Source organism: Rhodococcus sp. ACPA1, from assembly GCF_002300195.1.
GTDB lineage: Bacteria > Actinomycetota > Actinomycetes > Mycobacteriales > Mycobacteriaceae > Rhodococcus_F > Rhodococcus_F opacus.
The window spans coordinates 210,446-232,437 of sequence record NZ_NSDX01000011.1 but is presented as its reverse complement, the minus strand read 5'-3'; the positions used below and the strand labels follow the sequence as shown (position 1 = coordinate 232,437).

Annotated in this window: 22 protein-coding genes; 9 read left to right on the top strand and 13 right to left on the bottom strand. The window is 68.5% G+C overall.

The features are described 5' to 3' along the window. Positions 1–64: 64 nt before the first annotated feature. Entirely contained in the window at positions 65–1,045 is a 981-nt protein-coding gene (locus CJ177_RS37435) for an antibiotic biosynthesis monooxygenase (protein ID WP_095870150.1), read from the bottom strand. Positions 1,046–1,051: 6 nt separating this feature from the next. After that, on the bottom strand, positions 1,052–2,305 hold the full coding sequence (locus tag CJ177_RS37430) for a multidrug effflux MFS transporter (protein ID WP_095870149.1): 1,254 nt from the start codon (positions 2,303–2,305) through the stop codon (positions 1,052–1,054). Between the two features lie 232 nt (positions 2,306–2,537). Between CJ177_RS37430 and CJ177_RS37425 the strand changes: the two genes are divergently transcribed. Next, positions 2,538–3,224, top strand: a complete 687-nt coding sequence (locus tag CJ177_RS37425; RefSeq protein WP_005247757.1) for a DNA alkylation repair protein — start codon at positions 2,538–2,540, stop codon at positions 3,222–3,224. Positions 3,225–3,391: 167 nt separating this feature from the next. Here the strand turns inward: CJ177_RS37425 and glnA are convergent, their stop codons facing one another. After that, complete coding sequence (gene glnA, locus CJ177_RS37420) at positions 3,392–4,828, bottom strand: type I glutamate--ammonia ligase (protein ID WP_005247755.1); 1,437 nt, start codon at positions 4,826–4,828, stop codon at positions 3,392–3,394. 211 nt (positions 4,829–5,039) lie between these two features. Between glnA and CJ177_RS37415 the strand changes: the two genes are divergently transcribed. Continuing rightward, complete coding sequence (locus tag CJ177_RS37415; RefSeq protein ID WP_061044179.1) at positions 5,040–5,516, top strand: RDD family protein; 477 nt, start codon at positions 5,040–5,042, stop codon at positions 5,514–5,516. Between the two features lie 65 nt (positions 5,517–5,581). Here CJ177_RS37415 and CJ177_RS37410 read toward each other — a convergent pair whose 3' ends face one another. The 5 genes from CJ177_RS37410 to sucB all read right to left on the bottom strand — a co-directional run bounded on the left by CJ177_RS37410 (position 5,582) and on the right by sucB (position 11,011). After that, positions 5,582–6,340, bottom strand: a complete 759-nt coding sequence (locus CJ177_RS37410; protein WP_005247752.1) for a DUF4191 domain-containing protein — start codon at positions 6,338–6,340, stop codon at positions 5,582–5,584. Positions 6,341–6,413: 73 nt separating this feature from the next. Further along, positions 6,414–7,424 carry a lipoyl synthase gene (gene lipA, locus CJ177_RS37405; RefSeq protein ID WP_095870148.1) on the bottom strand — a complete coding sequence of 337 codons (1,011 nt, stop codon included), beginning with the start codon at positions 7,422–7,424 and terminating at the stop codon, positions 6,414–6,416. Positions 7,425–7,476: 52 nt separating this feature from the next. Beyond that, the gene (gene lipB / locus CJ177_RS37400) at positions 7,477–8,253 is read right to left on the bottom strand and encodes a lipoyl(octanoyl) transferase LipB (protein ID WP_005247748.1); all 777 of its coding nucleotides are present in this window, start codon (positions 8,251–8,253) and stop codon (positions 7,477–7,479) included. Positions 8,254–8,301: 48 nt separating this feature from the next. Then, positions 8,302–9,192 (bottom strand): TIGR01777 family oxidoreductase, encoded by an 891-nt coding sequence (locus CJ177_RS37395; RefSeq protein WP_025432899.1) that lies wholly within the window; start codon positions 9,190–9,192, stop codon positions 8,302–8,304. 91 nt (positions 9,193–9,283) lie between these two features. Then, the gene (sucB, locus tag CJ177_RS37390; RefSeq protein WP_095870230.1) at positions 9,284–11,011 is read right to left on the bottom strand and encodes a 2-oxoglutarate dehydrogenase, E2 component, dihydrolipoamide succinyltransferase; all 1,728 of its coding nucleotides are present in this window, start codon (positions 11,009–11,011) and stop codon (positions 9,284–9,286) included. Between the two features lie 329 nt (positions 11,012–11,340). Here sucB and CJ177_RS37385 point away from each other — a divergent pair, with 329 nt between their 5' ends. After that, positions 11,341–11,679, top strand: a complete 339-nt coding sequence (locus tag CJ177_RS37385; RefSeq protein ID WP_005247738.1) for a hypothetical protein — start codon at positions 11,341–11,343, stop codon at positions 11,677–11,679. Positions 11,680–11,746: 67 nt separating this feature from the next. Here the strand turns inward: CJ177_RS37385 and CJ177_RS37380 are convergent, their stop codons facing one another. Next, positions 11,747–13,264 (bottom strand): leucyl aminopeptidase, encoded by a 1,518-nt coding sequence (locus CJ177_RS37380; RefSeq protein ID WP_005247736.1) that lies wholly within the window; start codon positions 13,262–13,264, stop codon positions 11,747–11,749. Between the two features lie 121 nt (positions 13,265–13,385). Between CJ177_RS37380 and gcvT the strand changes: the two genes are divergently transcribed. Beyond that, positions 13,386–14,486 (top strand): glycine cleavage system aminomethyltransferase GcvT, encoded by a 1,101-nt coding sequence (gcvT, locus tag CJ177_RS37375; RefSeq protein ID WP_061044183.1) that lies wholly within the window; start codon positions 13,386–13,388, stop codon positions 14,484–14,486. A gap of 63 nt (positions 14,487–14,549) precedes the next feature. Next, a complete protein-coding gene (locus CJ177_RS37370) occupies positions 14,550–15,653 on the top strand; it encodes a branched-chain amino acid aminotransferase (protein WP_005247732.1) in 1,104 nt (367 codons plus the stop codon). Positions 15,654–15,672: 19 nt separating this feature from the next. Here CJ177_RS37370 and CJ177_RS37365 read toward each other — a convergent pair whose 3' ends face one another. From CJ177_RS37365 to cobU, 3 genes are read right to left on the bottom strand one after another with little or no spacing between them, the layout of a single operon-like run. After that, positions 15,673–16,413, bottom strand: coding sequence for an adenosylcobinamide-GDP ribazoletransferase (locus tag CJ177_RS37365; protein WP_025432897.1), 741 nt, complete (start codon positions 16,411–16,413; stop codon positions 15,673–15,675). 2 nt (positions 16,414–16,415) lie between these two features. Further along, a complete protein-coding gene (gene cobT / locus CJ177_RS37360) occupies positions 16,416–17,534 on the bottom strand; it encodes a nicotinate-nucleotide--dimethylbenzimidazole phosphoribosyltransferase (protein WP_095870147.1) in 1,119 nt (372 codons plus the stop codon). Next, positions 17,531–18,178, bottom strand: a complete 648-nt coding sequence (gene cobU / locus CJ177_RS37355) for a bifunctional adenosylcobinamide kinase/adenosylcobinamide-phosphate guanylyltransferase (RefSeq protein WP_025432895.1) — start codon at positions 18,176–18,178, stop codon at positions 17,531–17,533. Before cobU ends, cobT begins: the two co-directional genes overlap by 4 nt. Before the next feature lie 100 nt (positions 18,179–18,278). Here cobU and CJ177_RS37350 point away from each other — a divergent pair, with 100 nt between their 5' ends. Next, on the top strand, positions 18,279–18,494 hold the full coding sequence (locus CJ177_RS37350; RefSeq protein ID WP_025432894.1) for a hypothetical protein: 216 nt from the start codon (positions 18,279–18,281) through the stop codon (positions 18,492–18,494). Positions 18,495–18,497: 3 nt separating this feature from the next. Here CJ177_RS37350 and CJ177_RS37345 read toward each other — a convergent pair whose 3' ends face one another. Continuing rightward, positions 18,498–19,154: a DUF3043 domain-containing protein gene (locus CJ177_RS37345; protein WP_025432893.1), complete on the bottom strand. Its 657-nt coding sequence runs from the start codon at positions 19,152–19,154 to the stop codon at positions 18,498–18,500. A gap of 88 nt (positions 19,155–19,242) precedes the next feature. On the opposite strand from CJ177_RS37345, the gene CJ177_RS37340 reads away from it, so the two are divergent. The 3 genes from CJ177_RS37340 (at position 19,243) to CJ177_RS37330 (ending at position 21,961) form a co-directional block, all read left to right on the top strand. Beyond that, positions 19,243–20,319 carry a glycerate kinase gene (locus CJ177_RS37340; protein WP_005247726.1) on the top strand — a complete coding sequence of 359 codons (1,077 nt, stop codon included), beginning with the start codon at positions 19,243–19,245 and terminating at the stop codon, positions 20,317–20,319. Between the two features lie 138 nt (positions 20,320–20,457). Next, complete coding sequence (locus CJ177_RS37335; protein WP_005247725.1) at positions 20,458–20,808, top strand: iron-sulfur cluster assembly accessory protein; 351 nt, start codon at positions 20,458–20,460, stop codon at positions 20,806–20,808. A 178-nt stretch (positions 20,809–20,986) separates the two neighbouring features. After that, on the top strand, positions 20,987–21,961 hold the full coding sequence (locus CJ177_RS37330; RefSeq protein ID WP_005247724.1) for a carbohydrate kinase family protein: 975 nt from the start codon (positions 20,987–20,989) through the stop codon (positions 21,959–21,961). The last annotated feature ends 31 nt before the right edge of the window (positions 21,962–21,992 follow it).

The window sequence follows — 21,992 nt, the reverse complement described above, 5'->3', positions numbered from 1 at the left end:
AACAGACCTCGGTCCTTCACAGTGCTACGTACCCGAACATCGCGCAGGTGAATCGGAAAGTCTGTTACGTGGTCGGGATCATGAACAGAAGGGTGCACACGGCGATCGAAATCCCGAACAGCGCGATCATCACGGCGTAACCGAGGTTCCGCCGGCGGGGGGAGATCGCCGGGTCCATCCACCACCCGAACACCTTGAACGCCGCCGGTACCGCCCACCAGCCGAGGATCTGGGTGGTGACCAGGTTCGCGAGAAACAGGGCGACGGCGATCGGAACACCGTGCGCCTCGATGAACGGTGCACTGACGAAATGGCCCCAGATCACCACCAGCGGATACAGCACCAGCAGAGCCAGGAGATTGCTCCGGGCGACGGGCACCGGGGGCGGCTCGTCACCGCCCGCGCCACGGAACCAGAAGTCGAAACCGTAGCTCGCTTTGCGGATTCGGAGATTCTTGTTGAACCTCTCGCCCTCCTTCAGGAGGGCTGCCCGCTCGGGTGAATCCATCCACGACGCCAGGTTGTCCTCGGTGTCGAAGCTCAGCACGATCGTCCAGTCCTCGGTGATCCCCTGCACCGGCCTCTCGACCTTGTGCCCCCGGAAACCCCGGAACCCCGCCTCCGCGGCGGAGATCTTCCGCTGCCAGTCCATGAACGCCGACTCGTCCTCGGGGTCCACGTGACAGGAGATGACCACCGACGTCGCCGACTGCTCCCGGGTCTGCTCGCCGGTGAGCAGGTGGACGTCCTCGTTGCCGATGAAGGCGTGCTTGATCTCCGCCACGAGTTCCGTCCGGAGGTCGCTGTCGAGCCACGCTCGGGCGTCCTCGATGGTGGCGAACCGCAGCACGTCCACCCAGTCGTCCTGCACAGGCGGCGACGGCGGCACGATGTCCTGATCGATGAAACCCGGAACCGTCGCGAGGGCCTCCGCCGCTCGCTTCTGCCACCGTGCGTAGTCGGCGTAACTCGCGTCGTCGACCCGGCGTTGGAAGATCACCGACACCGGGGACGCGGCAGGGCTGCGCGGGTGTGAATGCGGCACGTGAGGTCACCTCCGTTCTGGTCGTGGTGCGGGCGCGGCGGAGGGGGAACCCTGGGACCGCCGGGTGGACGTGGTGAGGAGCAGCAGGATCCCGGCACCCGCGCCCAGGGTCAGGTACAGCCAGCCCAGCGGTGCCTGGCTGTTCTCCGGCAGCACTCCGGCGACGGCCATCGCCGCACTGACGACGAGATAGCAGGCCGCCGTGACGACACCGCCGATCAGTCCGAGATTGCGGGTGAACAGTCCGAGGGCCAGCCCGTACATCTGCGGGCACAGCACTCCGCATCCGGCGAGCGCGAGGCAGGCGCCGATCGTGATGGCCGGTGCGGTCACGACGGACAGCCCGGCCGTGACGGTGAGAACGAGCGCGCCCGACACGAACACCCACCATGCGCTGAACGCGAGCCGGCGTGTGCCGACCCGGACAGCGAGCGCGCTGCAGGCGAGTTCGCCGAGGAGGTTGGCGCCGCCCACGACGAGCGCCACCGCACCGTAGGCGGCCGGGGAGAAGCCCAGAATCTGCTGGTAGAGGAAGGGTGCGACGACACCGAACACCATCTGAGCCGACGCCATCAGTCCGAACACGAGCACGAACCCTACGAAGATGCGGTGGCGCAGAGCCGCACCCAGCACCCGCGCCGCGGCGCCGACGTCGACCGGTGCCCGCAGTTCCGGCGGAAGCGTCTCCGGTAGTCCCGCGACGACGAGGGGAACCGCGAGGGCCGCCAGAAGCGCGATCAGCCCGAACACCAGACGCCACGAGATGAACTGCACCAGTACCCCACCCACAGCGGGTGCGAGAACGGGTGCCAGCCCCCACGCGGCCCCGAGGAGACCGGACACGGACGTGAGCCGGGCGCCGCGGTAGCAGTCGGCGGCGATCGCGTAGGCGAGGACGAGGCACGCGCACCCACCGATACCCTGCACGAATCTCAGACCGAGCAGGAGTGTGATGTTCTGCACGAGTGCGCATCCCACGCTGGTGACGACGAGGATCGCCAGGCAGGTCAGCAGAGTTCGTTTGCGGCCCACCGCATCCGCGATCAGGCCGACCGGAATGAACGCCAGACTCATGCCCAGCATGTAGGCCGTCACCGTGTTCTGCACCACGGCCGCGGACGCGTCCAGATCGAGCACCATCTGCGGCAGCGCCGGGGTGTAGATGTCGAGCGGGATCTGGCTGAGCGGAATCACCAGCAGCAGAATGACGACGACACGGCGCGGAACCGGCACGCCGGACGGCGTCGTGGGCACTGACATCCCGCACCACCTGCTTCTCGACCCGAGGGGGCTGGAGAACGGAGCAAGTATCCCGAAAGGCGTCGACCGCACGCTCCGCAACGGTCCGTGCGGTCGGTTCCCTGGATCATACGACGCAGCCCGCGGCGCTCGGGCGGGTTCCGGACCGTGCGGTTGGGGGAGTGACAGACGAAACGACGGGGGCCGGCGTCCGTCGTAGGCTGAATCTCCCATGAATGGACAGGAGGCTCAGGTGGCCGAGACGGCGCTGACCGAGACGACGGTGGCCGAGGTGATGGCCGAGCTGGCCGAGCTCGAGGACCCGAGGGCACGCGAGGTGAACGAGAAGCACGGCGACGATCACGGTGTGAACCTCGGCAAGCTGCGTGCGCTCGCGAAGAGGCTGAAGACGCAGCAGGAACTGGCGTGCCGGCTCTGGGAGACGGGTGACACCGCGGCGCGACTGCTGGCGATCCTGATCTGCCGCCCGAGGGCGTTCGAGCGTGACGAGTTGGACCTCATGGTGCGCGAGGCGCGCGCACCCAAGGTGCACGACTGGCTCGTGAACTACGTGGTGAAGAAGAACCCGCACTCCGAGGAGCTGCGCCTGGCGTGGTCCGCCGACCCGGATCCGGCGGTCGCGAGCGCCGGCTGGGCACTGACCACCGAACGCGTCGCGAAGAAGCCCGAGTGCCTCGACCTCGCGGGACTGCTCGATGTCATCGAGGCGGAGATGAAAGATGCCCCGGATCGACTGCAGTGGGCGATGAACCACTGCCTGGCTCAGATCGGGATCGAGCACGCGGAGCACCGCGCTCGCGCACTCGACATCGGTGAGCGCCTGGAGGTGCTGAAGGACTACCCGACGTCCCCGGGCTGCACGTCTCCGTTCGCGCCCGTCTGGATCACCGAGATGGTGCGCCGACAGAGCGACAAGTAGAAGGTTCGACCCGACCGACCGCGGCGGCCATCTGTGGCCGGACGCAGAAGAGCCCACCCGCGCCGCGATCGGTGTAGTGATCGCGGCGCGGGTGGGCTCGACCGAAGCTACTGCGTACCGGGGCGCTCTACCGAACGCCCCGACGCAGGTCAGCGGCTGCGGACGACTTACACGTCGTAGTACAGCTGGAACTCGTAGGGGTGCGGACGCAGGTTGACCGGAGCGATTTCCTGCTCACGCTTGAGCGAGATCCACGTCTCGATCAGGTCGGACGTGAACACGCCACCCTCGGTGAGGTAGTCGTGATCTGCCTCGAGGCGATCGATGACGGCCGACAGGCTGGTGGGAGCCTGCGGGATGTTGCGGGCCTCCTCCGGCGGGAGCTCGTAGAGGTCCTTGTCGACGGGAGCCTGCGGCTCGATCTTGTTCTTGATGCCGTCCAGGCCGGCCATCATCTGCGCCGCGAAGTTCAGGTAGGGGTTACCCGAGGAGTCGGGGGCGCGGAACTCGAGGCGCTTGGCCTTCGGGTTGTTGCCGGTGATCGGGATACGCACGGCCGCCGAGCGGTTGCGCTGGCTGTACACGAGGTTGATGGGGGCTTCGTAGCCCGGCACCAGACGGTGGTACGAGTTGATCGTCGGGTTGGTGAACGCCAGCAGCGACGGTGCGTGGTGCAGGATGCCGCCGATGTAGTGACGCGCCATGTCGGACAGACCCGCGTAGCCGGCCTCGTCGTGGAACAGCGGCTTGCCGTCCTTCCACAGCGACTGGTGGACGTGCATGCCCGAGCCGTTGTCGCCGAACAGCGGCTTCGGCATGAAGGTGGCCGACTTGCCGTGCTGCCAGGCGGTGTTCTTCACGATGTACTTGAACAGCTGCAGGTCGTCTGCGGCCGCGAGCAGCGTGTTGAACTTGTAGTTGATCTCCTGCTGGCCGCCGGTGCCCACCTCGTGGTGGCCGCGCTCGAGCTCGAAGCCCGCGTTCTGCAGGTTGGTGGAGATCTCGTCGCGCAGGTCGACGTAGTGGTCGTACGGAGCGACGGGGAAGTATCCACCCTTGGGGCGGACCTTGTAGCCCAGGTTGGGGCTGCCGTCGGCGTTCACGTCGTTGCCGGTGTTCCAGGAACCCGAGATGGAGTCGAGCTCGTAGAACGCGCCGTTGATGCCGGAGTCGTAGCGGACCGAGTCGAAGATGTAGAACTCGGCCTCGGCGCCGAAGAAGGCGGTGTCGGCGATGCCGGTCGACTTCAGGTACTCCTCGGCCTTGCGCGCGACGTTACGCGGGTCGCGGCTGTAGGACTCACGCGTGAAGGGGTCGTGCACGAAGAAGTTGATGTTCAGCGTCTTGGCCGCGCGGAAGGGGTCGATCTGGGCGGTGGCGACGTCGGGAAGGAGCATCATGTCCGACTCGTGGATCGACTGGAAGCCGCGGACGGACGAACCGTCGAACGCGAGGCCGTCCTCGAAGACGTCCTGGTTGAACGCGGACGCCGGGATCGAGAAGTGCTGCTGCACGCCCGGCAGGTCGCTGAACCGGATGTCGACATATTCGACGTTCTCGTCCTTGATGAACTTGATGACCTCTTCGGCCGTGGTGAACGCCACGCTTGTGCTCCTTAAGTCGCTTCAGCCAAGTGGATATTGGCGAATTCGTCGAGCCAGACGGTAAGGACTTGGTGTTGCCCGCTGGTCAACCTTTTGTTTCGCCCGTGTTACGCGTCGAATCTTCCTGGGCTTTTGCACCGGCTGTGACTGCGCACACAGCCCAAAGCTCCGGTGTGAGGTCCTCGGAGAGGCGACGCCTATCCTGGACAGCATGGCACGTATCACCGGTTCCTGGCTTTCCGGACCTTCGGCTGCACTGCCGAACGGCGCGGACGAGACGAAGCAGTCCTTCCGGGGCGAGCGCCTCGGCCTGCAGGCGGAAGGTCCCGGTTCACTCGCGAGCACGGGACGCCGTCTCGCTGCTCTGATGATCGACTGGGTGTCGTCGGCCGGCGTCGCGGCACTGATCATCGGTGACAACTTCTTCGAGGGTCCGTTCTCGACCTTCACTCTGCTCGTCTGGTTCGTCGTCGGTGTCGCCACGGTGTCGCTGTTCTCCTTCACTCCGGGGCAGCTGTTCCTCGGCATGCAGGTGGCGCGGGTGGACGGACCCGCCCGGGTCGGCTTCGTCCGGGCCCTGGTGCGTCAGACGCTGCTCGTGTTCGTCGTGCCCGGGACCATCACGGACATCGACGGTCGCGGCATGCAGGACCGGGCCACCGGCACCGCGCTGATTCGCACACGCTGACCCCGCAGAACGTCTTCCGCCCGATGTCGGATCGACATCGGGCGGAGTAGTGGGGCGACAGGCTTCTAGCGACGACGGATGGTGCGCTGCACGCCGCGCATCTTCGCGCCGCCGGGCATCGGACCCTTGGGCAGTGCGGCGCCGCCACCGCGGCTGCTGAGCGCGGCGAGCCGCGACTCGATGGCGTCCATCCGCTTGGTGTCGATGTTCTTCGGGAGCTTGTTCAGGTGCTTCTGCAGCTGCGACAGCGGGACCTGGCCCTCGTCGTTGCCGATGACGATGTCGTAGATCGGGGTGTCGCCGACGAGGCGCGCCGTCTTCTTCTTCTCCTGGGCCAGGAGCGACTTCACGCGTTGCGGCGATCCCTCGGCGACGAGGATGACGCCGGGTCGTCCGATCACGCGGTGAACGGCGTCCAGCTGCGTGGTGCCCGCGACCGCGCTGGTCACGCGCCAGGAGCCCTGCATGTTGTCGAGCGCCCAGGCGGCCGCGCCTGCCTGGCCCTCGGCCTTGCCGTACACCGTCTTCTGGACGCGCCGGCCGAAGATGATGAAGGCCCCGAGCACGCCGAGGAGGAGACCGATCGGGAGGAGGAACCACTGGAGGCCCCAGATCAGACCGACGAGGAAGAACACCACCGCGAGTCCGATGAGCGTGCCGAGCATGAGCGGCAACAGCAGCTTGTCTTCCTTGCGCTGCATCTGGAACGCCTGCCAGAGCTGAGTTCTGCGTTCCTTCGACGCCTGCCTGCGGGCTGCCTTGGCGGCTGCCTTTGCTTCTTTACTGGGTTTGCCCGCTTTACCGGATTTACTGCCGTTCGCCATGCTCTTCAGGATACGTCCCTGGCCGTGCGCGGTGATGACCCGTCCGGTGTCGACCACCGCGCACGCGTGGAGGTCAGCGGGCGAGCCGCGCCATGAGGGAACTTGCCTCCTGCGACGCATCGCCGCTTTCGGTGAGATGTGCCTGTCCTGCAGGCAATTCGCGGCCGTGGTGGGCCATCGCCTGTGCGTAGAGGCGGCCGGCGCGGTAGGAGGAGCGGACGAGGGGTCCGGCCATGACGCCGGCGAAGCCGATTTCCTCGGCGGTCTTGGAGTGCTCGACGAACTCCTCGGGCTTGACCCACCGTTCGACGGGGTGGTGGCGGGGGGAGGGGCGCAGGTACTGGGTGATGGTGATGATGTCGCAGCCGGCGTCGTGCAGGTCGTGCAGCGCCTGGGTGACCTCGTCGGGGGTTTCGCCCATCCCGAGGATGAGGTTGGACTTGGTGACGAGGTTGTCTTCGCGGGCGGCGGTGATCACGTCGAGGCTGCGCTGGTAGCGGAACGCGGGCCGGATCCGCTTGAAGATGCGGGGGACGGTTTCGACGTTGTGGGCGAGCACCTCGGGGCGGGTGGAGAACACCTCGGCGAGCTGGTCGGGCTTGGCGTTGAAGTCGGGGATGAGCAGTTCGACGCCGGTTCCGGGGTTGAGCTGGTGGATCAGGCGGACGGTTTCGGCGTAGAGCCAGGCGCCGCCGTCGGGGAGGTCGTCGCGGGCGACGCCGGTGATGGTGGAGTAGCGCAGTCCCATCGCCTGGACGGATTCGGCGACGCGGCGGGGTTCGTCGCGGTCGAGGTCGTCGGGTTTGCCGGTGTCGATCTGGCAGAAGTCGCAGCGGCGGGTGCATTGCTGCCCGCCGATGAGGAAGGTCGCTTCGCGGTCTTCCCAGCATTCGTAGATGTTGGGGCAGCCGGCTTCTTCGCAGACGGTGTGCAAACCCTCGCGTTTGACGAGGCTTTTGAGCTCGGAGTATTCCGGGCCCAGCTTCGCTCTCGTCTTGATCCAGTTCGGTTTGCGTTCGATCGGAGTCTCCGCATTTCGGATCTCGAGGCGGAGCAATTTGCGTCCTTCTGGGGCCACAGTCACGGAGACGATCGTACGCCCGGCCCGTCGCGCCCGGCGGGTCGGGGAGCGGAGGTCAACCGTACTGAACAGTAGTGAAGGTGGGCGCGGACGACGTCGTCTCGGCGGCGGCGGAGTCGAACGTGACCCGCTCGATGTCGTGTTCGGTCACCGGAAGTTCGCCGTCGAGCGCGGCGACGACGGCCGCCGTGACGACGGGCGTGACCTCCTCGACAGTGACGTCGCGGCCCAATTCCCGCGACAGCGACGTGACCCCGGCGTCGCGGATACCGCACGGGATGATCGCGTCGAACCCCGTGAGAACGGAATTGCAGTTGAGCGAGAAGCCGTGGAGTGCGACACCACGCTGTACCCGCACGCCGATGGCCGCCACCTTGCGCTCGGGCAGCCACTGCCCGTTGTCGAGGGACGCCGGCAGCCACACACCGGAGCGACCGTCGACCCGGCCGCAGTCGATGCCGAGGTCGGTGCACACGGTGATCAGTGCCTGCTCGAGCCGGCGCACGTACCGCACGACGTCGACCGGTTCGGCCAGTTTGACGATCGGGTAGCCCACCAGCTGACCCGGACCGTGCCAGGTGATCTTCCCGCCACGGTCGACGTCGATGACGGGAGTGCCGTCGGTCGGACGGTCCTCGGGTTCGGTCCGGCGCCCCGCGGTATAGACGGCCGGGTGTTCGAGCAGGAGGAGCGTGTCGGTACCCACGTTCTCGGCGCGTTCGGCCGCCAGCTCGCGCTGTCGATCCCAGGCGTCGACATACCCGATCGTGCCGAGATGTTCGACGGAAATCGGGGAGGGGCTGAAACGGGCGGATTGTGTCGCGCTGCTCATGCGCTAGAGGTTACGCCGGGGCTGCGGCCGCACCGCGACGACGTGGGTTCACCGCACGAGCGCGGCGTCGAGCGCTTCCCCGATGGTGTTGTGCCGGAACCGGAATCCCGTGTTCTCGAGCACCGTGGGTATCGCGCGCTGCCCGGCCAGGATGCCTTCCTGCGCAAACTCGCCGACCAGTGCGCTGAGCGCGAACCCGGGAACGATCCACGGTGCGGGACGGTGCAGCGTCCGCGCGACCGCGCCGTTGAACTGGGCGTTGGTGACGGGCGCCGGGCCGGTGACGTTCACGGGGCCGGCGACGTCGTCGCGGGCGAGGACGAACTTGATCGCATCGACCTCGTCCTCCAACGAGATCCACGACAGGTACTGGCGGCCGTTGCCGAGCCGGCCGCCGAGCCCGAACGAGTACAGCGTCTTCAGCCTGCCGAGCAGGCCGCCGTGGGGCGAGAGGACGATGCCGCTCCGCAGCAGAACCGTCCGGATCTTCGAGGTGTGGGCGGGGGCTGTCGCGGCCTCCCAGTCGCGGCAGGTGTCCGCGAGGAAACCCGTCCCGGAGGGCGAGGTCTCGTCGACGACCCGATCGCCGGTGTCGCCGTAGTAGCCGACTGCGCTCGCATTCACGAACACGGGCACCGCGGCCTCGGCGACGCCCTCGGCCAGGACGTCGGTGGCGGCGATGCGACTGTCCCGGATCAGTTGCTTGTACGCCCCGGTCCAGCGTTTGTCGCCGACCCCGACGCCGCACAGATTCACGACCGCATCGGCGTCCGCGAGGATCCCCGTGTCGATCCGGTCCTTCTGCGGATCCCAGCGTGACTCGTCGGGACCCGCGGACGACCGGCGGACGAGGCGGACGACGTCGTGACCGTCGCCGCGGAGAGACGAGACGAGAGCGGTGCCAATCAGCCCGGAGGAACCGGCGATGACCACTCGCATGTGCAACAGCCTCCTTCACAGCGCAGGGGCACCATCCCTGATGGAAATGGTGCCCCTGCGAAACTACGTTCGGCTCGAAGTCCGGTGACGATCAGAGGCCGAGGTCGGCCTCGAACGCTCCCTGCTCCAGACGCTGCTTGATCGTGGTCAAGAAGCGGCCGGCGTCGGCACCGTCGACGAGGCGGTGATCGTAGGTGAGCGGCAGGTAGCACATCGAGCGGACGCCGATGCTCTCACTGCCGGACTCGTCGGTCACGACCACGGGACGCTTGACGATCGCGCCGGTTCCGAGCATCGCGGCCTGCGGGGGCACGAGGATCGGGGTGTCGAACAGGGCGCCCTGGCTGCCGATGTTCGTGATCGTGAACGTGCCACCGGACAGCTCGTCCGGCTTGAGCCCACCGGAGCGGGCGCGCTTGGCGATGTCCGCGATCGCGCGGGCCAGGCCGGCCAGCGACAGGTCGCCGGCGTTGTGGATCACGGGGGACAGCAGGCCCTGGTCGGTGTCGACCGCGATGCCCAGGTGCTCGGCGTCGTAGTAGGTGATCTGCTTGTTCGCCTCGTCGTAGCTGGCGTTGATGTTCGGGTGCGACTTCAGCGCCTCGACGACGGCCTTCGCGAAGAACGGGAGGAACGTGAGCTTGACGCCCTCGCGCTCGAGGAAGGTGTTCTTGGCCTGCGCGCGCAGGGCCGCGATCTTGGTGACGTCGATCTCGAAGGTCTGGGTGAGCTGCGCCGTGGTCTGCAGCGACTCCCGTGTCTTCGTGGCGGTGATCTGACGAATCCGGTTGGCCTTCTGCGTGGTTCCGCGCAGGTGGGCCAGTTCGGGGCGGACCCCGGCGGAGGCGGCTGCGGGAGCAGCGGCGGCAGCAGGCGCGGCAGCGGCGGCCGGTGCCTTCTTGGCCTCGGCGGCAGCGAGGACGTCCTGCTTACGGATGCGGCCACCGACTCCGGTGCCCGTCACCGAGGACAGGTCGACGTTGTTGTCCGTAGCGAGCTTGCGCACCAGCGGGGTGACGTACGGGGTGCTGTCTCCGGACGTGGCCGCGGGAGCGGGTGCGGCGGCTGCGGGAGCCGGCGCCGATGCTGCCGGTGCGGCGGCCGGGGCCGGTGCACTCTTGGCGGGCTCGGGCTTCGCGGGCTCCGGGGCCGGAGCGGGCTTCGCGGGCTCGGGTGTCGGCTCGGGCTTCGGTTCCGCGGCCGGCTTGGCGGCGGGCGCGCCCGAACCGATGACGGCGAGCTGACCGCCGACGGAAACGGTGTCGTCTTCCTCGGCGCTGATCTCGAGGAGAGTACCGGCGACGGGGGACGGGATCTCCGTGTCGACCTTGTCGGTGGACACCTCGACGAGCGGCTCGTCCACGGCGACCTCGTCGCCGACGGCCTTGAGCCAGCGGGTGACGGTGCCCTCGGTGACGGACTCGCCCAGTTCGGGCATCTTCACGGCGGTGCCCTCGGCGGAACCGTTGCCGGATGCTGCGGGCGCGGGCTCGGCGGCCGGCGCCTCCGCGGCGGGAGCCGGCTCCGCGGCGGGCTCTTCGGCGGCGGGTGCGGGAGCGGAGTCGGAGGCAGGAGCCTCACCGGCGTCGCCGATCACGGCAAGCTCGCCACCGATTTCCACGGTGTCGTCTTCCTGAGCAACGATCTTGCTGAGAACGCCGGCCACGGGAGACGGGATTTCCGTGTCCACCTTGTCCGTGGAGACTTCGAGCAAGGGTTCGTCAACTTCGACCGTGTCTCCTTCCTGCTTGAGCCACCGCGTGACAGTTCCCTCGGTGACACTCTCACCAAGCGCTGGCATCTGGACGGAGAAGGCCATGTCTTTTGACTCCTCGACAGTTGTGTTCGGGTTGTTGAATTTTGTCGACTTGTGGTCGTGAACCATTGTGCTTCGAGATGCACGTGTCTTGCGTCTACTTGCAGGTAATTCCGATTCGTCGTCACCCACTCGCTGTGTCGGCGCTCCACATCTTTCCATTGATCCGGCGGGCGTGTCCGCCGAGGGGCACCCGTCGGGGACTCCGGTGTGTCGCGACGTAATCGCTACCGGCCAGTAGTTTTCGTGTGCGGCGGAAACCGGGCGTTCGCTGGCAAACTTGGAGGACAGTCGCCGGCATCGTCGGGCGCACGCACTCGAGGAGGCTCGACGTGGGGTTGTTCGACCGATTCTCGCGGCCTCGGTCCGGCCGATCTCAGGCGTCCCCGGAGGACGCCGCGTATCTCGCGAACTGGACTCGCACGCACCTCGGTGTGGAGGCCTACGTGGAACCTCAGACGACAGTGACGGAAGTCACTGTCGTGCTCGTTGCGGCGGACGGCGAGTGGACCCGGCGCCGGGTGGGCGGTGAACGCGGCGCCCGCAAACTCGGCGAGGACCTCCGCATCCCCGTGTACGACGTCCGCAAGACCGGCTACCCGCAGCGGATGCGCGACCACGACGCGCGGCGCCGCATCGAGCGGAAGCGGGAGCGCGAGCGCGACCTCTAGGCGGCTTCGCCGCCGTGCGCCTTGCTGGTTGTTCCAGCTACCAGAAAGGCGCACGGGCGCGGAGCGCCTACCCGTTGGCGGCGATGTCCTCGATCACCGCGATCATGGTGCGCACGGGCACGCCGGTGCCGCCGCGGCCGGTGTATCCCCACGGTCCCGACGAGTTGTACGCCGGTCCGGCGACGTCGATGTGCGCCCACTGGACGCCGTCGGCGACGAACTCCTTCAGGTACAGGGCCGCCGCGAGCATGCCGCCCCAGCGGTGGTTGGTGACGTTGGCGAGGTCGGCGACCTTCGAATCGAGGTCCGAGCGCAGTTCGGCGGGCATCGGCATGGCCCACGCGTTCTCACCGATTTCCTGGGAAATGGCGGCGACGCGGTCGCGGAACTCGTCGGTGCCCATCACACCGGGCGTCCGGTTGCCCAGTGCCACCATCTGCGCGCCGGTGAGGGTCGCCGTGTCGATGAGGTAGTCGGGGTCGTCCTCGCACGCGCGGACGATGGCGTCGGCGAGGACGAGACGTCCCTCCGCGTCGGTGTTGATGACCTCCACCGTGGTTCCGCCGTACTGGGTGAGGACGTCGCCGGGACGCTGCGCGGTGGACGACGGCATGTTCTCGGCCATCGGGACGGTGGCGGTGACGTCGACCGGCAGTCCGAGCTTGGCGGCGAGGACAACGGTGGCGACGACGGCTGCGGCGCCGCCCATGTCGGACGTCATGTTCTCCATGCCTGCGGCGGGCTTGATGGAGATGCCGCCGGTGTCGAACGTGATGCCCTTGCCGACGAGCGCGACCTTGGGGGCGTTCCGCTTCTTGGCGGAGTAGCTCAGCCGGACCAGCCGCGGCAGCCGGGACGAGCCCTTGCCCACCCCGAGGATGCCGCCGTATCCGTTCTTTTCGAGTGCCTTCTCGTCGAGGACCTCGACCTTCAGTCCGGCGTCGGTGCCGAGAGCCTTTGCGCGGTCGGCGAATTCGGCGGGGAAGAGGTGGCTCGGGGGAGTGTTGACGAATTCGCGCGCGGTGGCGACGGCGTCGGCGATCGCCGCGGAGCGCGCGAGGGTCTCCTTCGACTCCTTGGCGCGCGGGGACGACACCAGCAGCTCCACCCGCGAGACGGGCTGTGCGTCCGGGCCGGGAGCGGATTTCGCGGACTTGAACTCGGTGAACCGGTACGCGCCGAGGGCGAAACCTTCGGCTGCCGCACCGAGATCGAGTACGGACAGGGTGGTCGCGACGGTGCCGACGCCACTGAGCGAACGCGCCGCGGCGCCCGCGGACTTGCGGATCTGCTCGGCGTCGAGCTTCTCGGCCGAACCGAGTCCGACGGCGAGCACACTGTCGACCGGAAGCGTGTCGGGTGCCGGGATGCGGGTCGTCTCCTCCGCCTTGCCGGAGGCGCCGACCGAGACGAGCGTGTCGAGCAGATCGGTCAGCACCGATTCGTCGACGATGCCGTCGCCGAGGGCGATTTCGGGTCCGTCCGAGCTCGACGTCAGCCCGATCACCAGCACGTCCACCCGCTTGCCGACGGTGCCGGCCAGGGCGAGTTGTGGTCCGAGGGGTCGGGCTGTGTGAGTGCTCACGGTGTCTCTCCTGCAGCGGTTCGGGATCGGGTGGTGTCGGATGGTCGACGTCCGTCCCGATGGTAGTGCTCGTCCGCCGTCGCCTACCCGGTGCGCCCGGGGGTCGGATAAGTTGAGGCCCATGACCGAGGAGCAGTTGTCCCAAGGCCCCGTCCACGCCGTTCACGTCGAACTCGGGGCCACGTTCGCTCCCTTCGGGGGCTGGGAGATGCCCGTCTCGTACGCCGGGGTCGTCGCCGAACACACCGCGGTGCGCGAGTCGGTGGGGGTGTTCGACGTCAGCCACCTCGGCAAGGCCCTCGTGCGGGGCAGTGGCGCCGCAGCCTTCGTGAACTCGGCCCTGACCAACGATCTCGACAAGATCGGTCCCGGCAAGGCGCAATACACGCTGTGCTGCACGCCGTCGGGCGGAGTGATCGACGATCTGATCGCCTACTACGTGAGCCCCGACGAGGTGTTCCTCGTCCCCAACGCGGCCAACACCGCGGACGTGGTCGCGGCACTGGCCGCCACGGCCCCAGAGGGCGTCACCGTGGAGAACCAGCACCGGGATTTCGGTGTGATCGCCGTCCAGGGCCCGAAGTCGGCGGACGTGCTCACCGCACTCGGCCTGCCCACCGACATCGAGTACATGGCCTTCGCGGACGCCACCTGGGACGGGGTTCCCGTCCGCGTGTGCCGCAGCGGGTACACCGGCGAGGTCGGGTTCGAACTGCTGCCGCGCTGGGAGGACAGCGAGAAGGTGTTCCGGGCCGCGGTCGAGCAGGTCCGCGCGCACGGCGGCCAGGTCGCCGGTCTCGGTGCCCGGGACACGCTGCGCACCGAGATGGGATACCCGCTGCACGGGCACGAACTGTCGCTGGAGATCTCCCCGCTCGAGGCGCGATGCGGCTGGGCGATCGGGTGGAAGAAGCCGAAGTTCTGGGGCAAGGAGACGCTCACCGACGAGAAGGAGTCCGGCCCGGCGCGCAAGCTGTGGGGCATCAAGGCGCTGGACCGCGGGGTTCTCCGCGCCGGTCAGACCGTGCTGCGCGACGGCGAGTCGATCGGCGAGACCACGTCGGGCACGTTCTCGCCCACGCTCAAGGTCGGGATCGCATTGGCGCTGCTCGACTCCGGAGCCGGCGTGTCGGCGGGAGACGAGATCGCCGTGGACGTCCGGGGACGCTCCCTGCGCGCCGAGGTGGTGTCTCCGCCGTTCGTGGAGATCAACACCAAGTAAGCGCCTGTCGCGGACGACCTGTCGGCCGTGGGGCGGCGGAAGGCGTTCGATAAGATCACGGGCATGACAGGTGTCACCGAGTTCGTTCGCGTCCCGCATCCCGCCCTCACCTCCGACGAGGTACGGCGAGAGATACTGGCGGCGCCCGGATTCGGTCGGTACTTCACGGACCACATGGTGTCGATCACCTACTCCACGGAGCTCGGCTGGCACGACGCCAAGGTCGAACCGTACGGGCCGCTCCAGCTCGACCCCGCCGCGATGGTGCTGCATTACGGACAGGCCATCTTCGAGGGGCTGAAGGCGTACCGGCAGCCCGACGGTGGCATCTCGACGTTCCGCCTCGAGGCGAACGCCGAACGACTTGCGACGTCGGCTCGTCGTCTCGCGATGCCGGAGCTGCCGGAGGAGTTGTTCGTCAAGTCGATCACCGAACTGCTCGAGCTGGATCACGAATGGGTGCCCGCCGCCGGCGGTGAGGACGCGCTGTACCTCCGCCCGTTCATGTTCTCCACCGAGGCCGGTCTCGGTGTGCGTCCGGCCGACGAGTACCGCTACCTGCTGATCGCCTCGCCCGCAGGCGCCTACTTCCCGCGTGGAGTGAAGCCGGTCAGCGTGTGGCTGTCGACGGAATACGTGCGCGCCGCACCCGGTGGCACCGGCGCCGCCAAGTTCGCGGGCAACTATGCGGCTTCGCTTCTCGCGCAGGCGCAGGCCGCCGACGAGGGTTGCGACCAGGTGGTGTGGCTCGACGCGATCGAACGGTCGTACGTGGAGGAGATGGGCGGCATGAACCTCTTCTTCGTGTTCGGCTCCGGCCCCGACGCCCGCCTCGTGACGCCGTCCCTGTCCGGTTCGCTGCTGCCGGGTATCACCCGCAACTCGCTGCTGACCCTCGCGACCGACGCAGGTTTCGCGGTGGAGGAGCGTCGGATCAGCACCGACGAATGGCGCACCAAGACCAAGTCGGGTGAGATCACCGAGGTGTTCGCGTGCGGTACCGCGGCGGTCATCACACCCGTCGGCCGGGTCAAGTCGGCCGAGGGTGAATTCACGATCGCCGACGGCGAACCCGGCGAGGTCACCATGGCCCTGCGCGACACGCTGACCGGCATTCAGCGGGGAACGTTCGCCGACACCCACGGGTGGATGACCAAACTGCGCTGATCTCGGTTCCGGCGGTCGATCAGAAAGTGAGACCGATCGCCGAGACGGTGACGGTGATCTCGAGCGCGGCGCCGAGCACGTCGCCGTTCAGGCCGGCGAATCGCCGGACGCAGTGGGCCACCAGCAACGCGGTGAGCGTCAGCGCGACCGCCGCGACGATCGGCCCCTGCCACCACGGCGAGGTGCACCACGCGGCCGCCGCGAGGAGCGGAACGGTCCAGGCGATGCCGGTCCACGGTGACTGGGTTTCGGCGACCAGTGCGCCGAATCCTTCCGTCGACGACGCGGGAATTCCGCGCCGGCAGGCGAACACGACCGCCACCCGCCCGGCCGCCACGGCGACGGCCACGCACGCGAATTGTCCTGCGGCGGCCAGAGATCCGAACGCCAGTCCCTGCGCGCCCAGGCAGATCACCAGGGCGCACACCCCGAACGGGCCCGCACCGCCGCTGTGCATCACGGCCCGCGCCCGCTCCGGCGGCCCGTAACAGCCGAGCCCGTCGACCGTGTCGGACAGGCCGTCGATGTGCATGCCCCGGGTGGCGAGAGCATGAGCACCCACCGTCATCAGGCCGGCGAGGGCGGGGTCGAGACCGGCGGACACGAGCGCCCACAGCACCCCCGCGGCCAGGACTCCCAGCGCGATCCCGGTCACCGGCGCCGCCCGGATAGCGCGGCGACCTGACACGCGGTCCACGGAATCCGGTCCGTGCAGGGGAAGAACTGTCAGCCAGGAGAACGCGAGCAGCACGCCCGACACGGTCAGCCCGCGGTATCGGCGGCGGAGCCGGTCTCGGTGCCCTCGCCGTCCTCGGCGTCGCGGGTGCTGACTCCGGCCTCCGCGAACGTCGCCATCTCCGCGAGCGTGGCGACGGCGCCCTGCAGGATCGGCAGTGCGGTGACGGCGCCGGACCCCTCGCCGAGTCGCATGTCGAGTTCGAGGAGGGGGTCGAGTTGCAGGTGCTTCAGTGCGATCGTGTGAGCCGGTTCCGTCGAACGGTGGCCGGCCAGCCACCATGCGCGGGCGCCGTGCGCGAGTTCCTCCGCGACCATCGCGGCCGCGGTCACGACGACGCCGTCGAGAATCACCGGGGTCTTGCGGGCGGAGGCCTGGGCGAGGAAGCCGGCCATCGCGGCGAGGTCGGCGCCCGACACCGTACGCAGGAGCGCCACCGTGTCCCGGACCACCGGCCGGGCCCGGCGCATCGCGTCGCGGATCGCCGCCGTCTTCCGGATCCAGCCGGCGTCGTCGACACCGGTGCCCCGGCCGACCGCAGCCACCGGTTCGGTGTCCGTCAGCGCGGCGATGAGAACGGTGGCCGGCGTGGTGTTGCCGATTCCCATGTCGCCGGCGATCAACAGGTCTGCGCCGGAATCGATCTCGGAGTCGGCGATGGACCGTCCGGCCTCGATGGCCTTCAGTGTCTCCTCGTGTGTGAGCGCGTCCTCGCGGTCGATCGCCCCCGATGAGCGGCGAATCTTGAACGTGGACACCGACGGATCCGTGTCGCCGTCGACGGACAGGTCGACGACGCGCACGCTTGCGCCGGCCCGGTTCGCGAGAGCATTGACGGCTGCCCCGCCGCCGACGAAGTTGGCGACCATCTGGGCCGTCACCTCGGGCGGATACGCCGAGACGCCGGTCCGTGCCACTCCGTGGTCGCCGGCGAACACCACCACCCGCGCCCGCGCGAAGGGGACGGGCGGGCAGACGCCCTGGCAGGCCGCGGCCCAGCACGCGAGCGTCTCGAGACGTCCGAGCGAGCCGGCCGGTTTGGTGAGCTGCAACTGACGGGCCTCGGCCTGGGCGCGCACCCCTTCGTCGGGTGGGGTGACGGGTTCGAACCGACCGGGGTCGGTGCTCACGGACTCGCTGGTCACGCTTGGCCTCTCGCTCGAGTGGACACTTCTGCCCCGCACGACTCGTGTGCGGGATCATCTTTCAAGGTCATGGTCAGTCCGGCGACGACCAGGACCACGCGATCGCAGACCTGGGCGAGCCGCGCGTTGAGGGCGCCGATCTCGTCGCGGAACAGGCGACCGGACCGGGTCTCGGGGATGACGCCGAGACCTACTTCGGGAGTCACCAGCACGAGTGCGCCGCGATAGTCGCGGACGCTCGCGACGAGTTCGTCCGTGCGTGGGGTGATGGTGCCCCGCGGCGATTCCCAGGCTGCGGCGCCGTCGAGTTCGACGGTGAGCCAGGTGCCGAGATCGTCGACGAGGGTGGCCGCGGCTTCGGTGGGGGAACGCAGTTGGTCGACGAGGTCGCGCCGGTGCGCGGTTTCCACGGTGAGCCAGCTGCCGGGACGCCGATCGCGGTGCTGAGCGATGCGGTGTTCCCAGTCGTGGTCGTCGGGGTCGCGGTGACTGGTGGCGACGTAGCGCACCCGGCCCGCCCCGGCCAGGGCCTGGGTCAGTTCCTCGGCGTGAGCGGATTTTCCGGAGCGTGCACCGCCGAGCACCAATGTTCGCGACGTCTGGTTCGGACGGCGCGGGCGGTCCGGGGAATCGGCGGTGGGCACGGAGGGAAACGCTACCAACCCACAGGAGTGGCAGTATTTTGACGAAGAACGTCAATTCCGCCACTGTTGGCGGGAAGTGAATGGGCGGAAAATTTCAGCCATGACCGAATTCCTCGTCCTCGTTGCACTTCTCCTCGTGCTGCATACGGCCGTGATGTACGCCGGTCGGCACCTGGGTCCACTCCATCCGCGACTGCGGAAAAGCTACCGCGACAACTTCTTCCGACCGGCTGATCCCATGACCGACCTGTCGTACGACCGCGACGCCGAACTGGGGCGGCTGCTCGCCGAGACGCACCGCGCGCCCCACAACTGACCGTCAGATGGCGTCGCCGGGGCGCACCCGCGGCTTGGGGGCGCGCAGCTTGCGGATCTGCGACGCACGCACGAACGCATACCACCCGAGCTTGAAACCGCCGTCGGGGGTGTCCGGGAAGCGCTCCCGCACCTGATTGTTGATCTTGCGGCCGAGCCAGACGCCCTCGATGGCCATGAACATCATCATGATGAGCATGGCGAGCGTCACGATCGCCTGCAGTGCCGGGCTGACGAACATCGCCATGATGAGAACCAGGGCCAGCGGCATGAACAGGCCGACCAGGTTGCGCCGGGCGTCCACGATGTCGCGGACGTACGCGCGGACCGGCCCCTTGTCGCGGGGGAGGAGGTACTTGTCCTCGCCGGCGAGCATGCGGGCGCGTCGCTCGGCGGCGGTGGCGCGCCGCTCCGCCGCGGCGACCTTGCGCTCTTCCTTGCTACCGCGGGTGGCCTTCTTACGGGCGCGTGCCTCTTTCGCCGTCAGGGGTGCGGGCGCGACCGGTCCGCGTCGCTTCGCCTCGGCGTCGCGTCGCTTGGGGGTCGGGCGGCCCTTGCCCGCCTGTTCGGCGGACTCCGCCTCCGAGGCCGTGGACGACTCGGCGACCTCGACGTCCCGCTTGTCTGAATTGTCCGAATCACCGCGGCGTAGCAATTTCACCCTTCCAGAGTATGGGAAGACGGCGCCGGGGGGAAAACCGCCCTCACATCGAAATGCCGGGTCGCGCCCGTCGCCATACACTTCGCCGATGCGAGTGATGATCGCACCGGACTCCTTCGGTGAAACGCTGACCGCCGTCGAGGCAACCGCCGCGATCGCGGCGGGATGGTCGGCCGTGCGCCCGGACGACCAGCTGATCGAGGCGCCGCAGTCCGACGGCGGCCCCGGATTCGTCGACGTGGTCGCGGCTGCGGGCGGCACCGTCCGGACCGCGGTCGTGGAAGGGCCCCTCGGCGCCGACGTCACGGCCCGCTGGCTCCTCGACGGCACCGACGCGTACCTCGAATCCGCCCAGGCCTGCGGACTCGGACTGCTGGGCGGACCGCCGACGCCCCGCACCGCCCGCGACGCGCACAGCAGGGGCGTCGGCCAACTCGTGGTGGCGGCCCTCGACGCCGGAGCGAGGAGAATCGTCGTCGGTCTCGGCGGCAGCAGCTGCACCGACGGCGGCCGCGGTCTCGTCGAAGCCCTCGCGCAGGGTTTCGGGAGCGCGGACGCCGCCGTCGCCCGCCTGCGGTCGGTGGAACTGGTGGCCGCGTCCGACGTCGAGCATCCGTTGCTCGGCGAGCACGGCGCCGCCCGCGTGTTCGGACCGCAGAAGGGTGCCGACCCCGACACCGTCGCATTCCTCGAGGACCGGAACGCCGCATGGGCGGGGCAACTGCAGCGGGTGACGGCCCGGGAGGTCGCCGCCGAGGCCGGAGCCGGCGCCGCCGGTGGCATCGGGGCCGCCCTGCTCGCCCTCGGCGCGAGCCGCGAATCCGGTGCTCACGTGGTCGCGCAACGCACCCGGCAGGACCGGCAACTCGCCTCCGCCCAGCTCGTGATCACCGGGGAAGGCCGCCTCGACCAGCAGTCGCTGCGCGGGAAACTCGTGATCGCGCTCGCCGCTGCCGCCCGCCGGCGCTCGATCGCGACACTCGTCCTGGCCGGGCAGGTCCTCCTCGACACCGCGGACCTCGACAGCGCGGGCATCGACGACGCACTGTCGCTGGTGGACCACGCGGGATCGGTCGAACTCGCGATGTCGGACGCATACGCGCAGCTGAGAGACCTTGCCGCGGCCGCAGCCCGCGGTTGGGACGGTGCGGCCGCAGGGCAGTAACCCGAATCCGCGACGTCGGATACCATGGACGTGGATCGATCTGCGGACGCTGCCGCAGGGAATGGAACCCGGGAATAAGTCGGGCGCGGAGTACCGTTGAAGCGTTCACGGGTTTGTTACGAACTACAGGGAGAGCCCATGACTGTGCAGAACGAGACCGCCGTCCACGGCGTCAAGATGACCGAAGCCGCGTCCGCCAAGGCGAAGGCGCTGCTCGATCAGGAAGGTCGTGACGACCTCGCACTGCGTATCGCCGTGCAACCCGGCGGCTGCGCAGGACTGCGTTACCAGCTGTTCTTCGACGACCGGAACCTGGACGGCGACCTGATCGTGGACTTCGGTGGCGTCGCCCTCGCGGTGGACCGGATGAGCGCGCCGTACGTCGAGGGTGCCTCGATCGACTTCGTCGACACCATCGAGAAGCAGGGTTTCACCATCGACAACCCCAACGCGACCGGTTCGTGCGCCTGCGGCGACTCCTTCAACTGAGTCCCAGGCCGAAGTACAACTGAATCGACAAGTCTGACGCGGCGCCGACCGGCTGCCGCGTCAGACTTTTTTCGTGCCCGATCTCCACGTACCCGGGTCCCGTGCTGCCGACCGATCACGGTGGTACTCCGGGGTACGGTGAGAAATCCCGACCGAACTCATCGAAAGGCATCCGCCCGTGACAATTGCGGTTACCGGTTCCATCGCCACCGACCACCTGATGCGGTTTCCGGGCCGGTTCGCCGAGCAACTGCTCGCCGATCAGCTCAGTCACATCTCGTTGAGCTTCCTGGTCGACGACCTCGTAGTCCGGCGCGGGGGAGTGGGCGGCAACATCGCCTACGCCATGGGCGTCCTCGGTGGATCTCCACTGCTGGTCGGGGCCGTCGGGGCCGACTTCGCGGACTACCGCCAGTGGCTCGAGAGCAACGGTGTCGACTGCACCGCCGTCCGGATCTCGACCACCGCGCACACCGCGCGTTTCGTGTGCACCACCGACGAGGACATGGCGCAGATCGCGTCGTTCTACCCCGGTGCGATGAGTGAGGCCCGCGAAATCCAGCTGTCCGGTATCGCGCAGGACGCCGAAGCGCTCGAACTGGTCCTGATCGGCGCCAACGACCCCGAGGCGATGATCCGCCACACCGAGGAATGCCGCCGGCAGGGAATCCCGTTCGCCGCCGACCCGTCGCAGCAGCTCGCCCGACTGAACGGCGACGAGGCGTCGGCGCTGATCCGCGGCGCAAAGTACCTGTTCACGAACGAGTACGAGTGGGGGCTGCTGCAGCAGAAGACCGGACTGTCCGAAGAGGAGATCCGCGCTCAGGTCGGCGTCCGTGTCACGACGCTCGGTTCCAAGGGCGTCGAGATCGTCGACTCCGAGGGCAACTGGACCCGTGTCGCCGTCGTTCCCGAGAAGGCGAAGGTCGACCCGACCGGTGTCGGTGACGGATTCCGGGCCGGATTCCTCCTCGCGCACAGCGCGGGCCTGAGTTTCGAGCGCTCCGCGCAGCTGGGGTCGCTGGTGGCGGTGCTCGTGCTGGAGACCGTCGGAACCCAGGAATGGACATTCGACCGCGATGAGGCTGTCAAGCGCCTCGCGGACGCCTACGGCTCCACCGCCGCCGACGAGATCGCTGCCGTTCTTCCGTAGGAGGCGGCTCCGCCGCCCGTGAGTGGTTGAC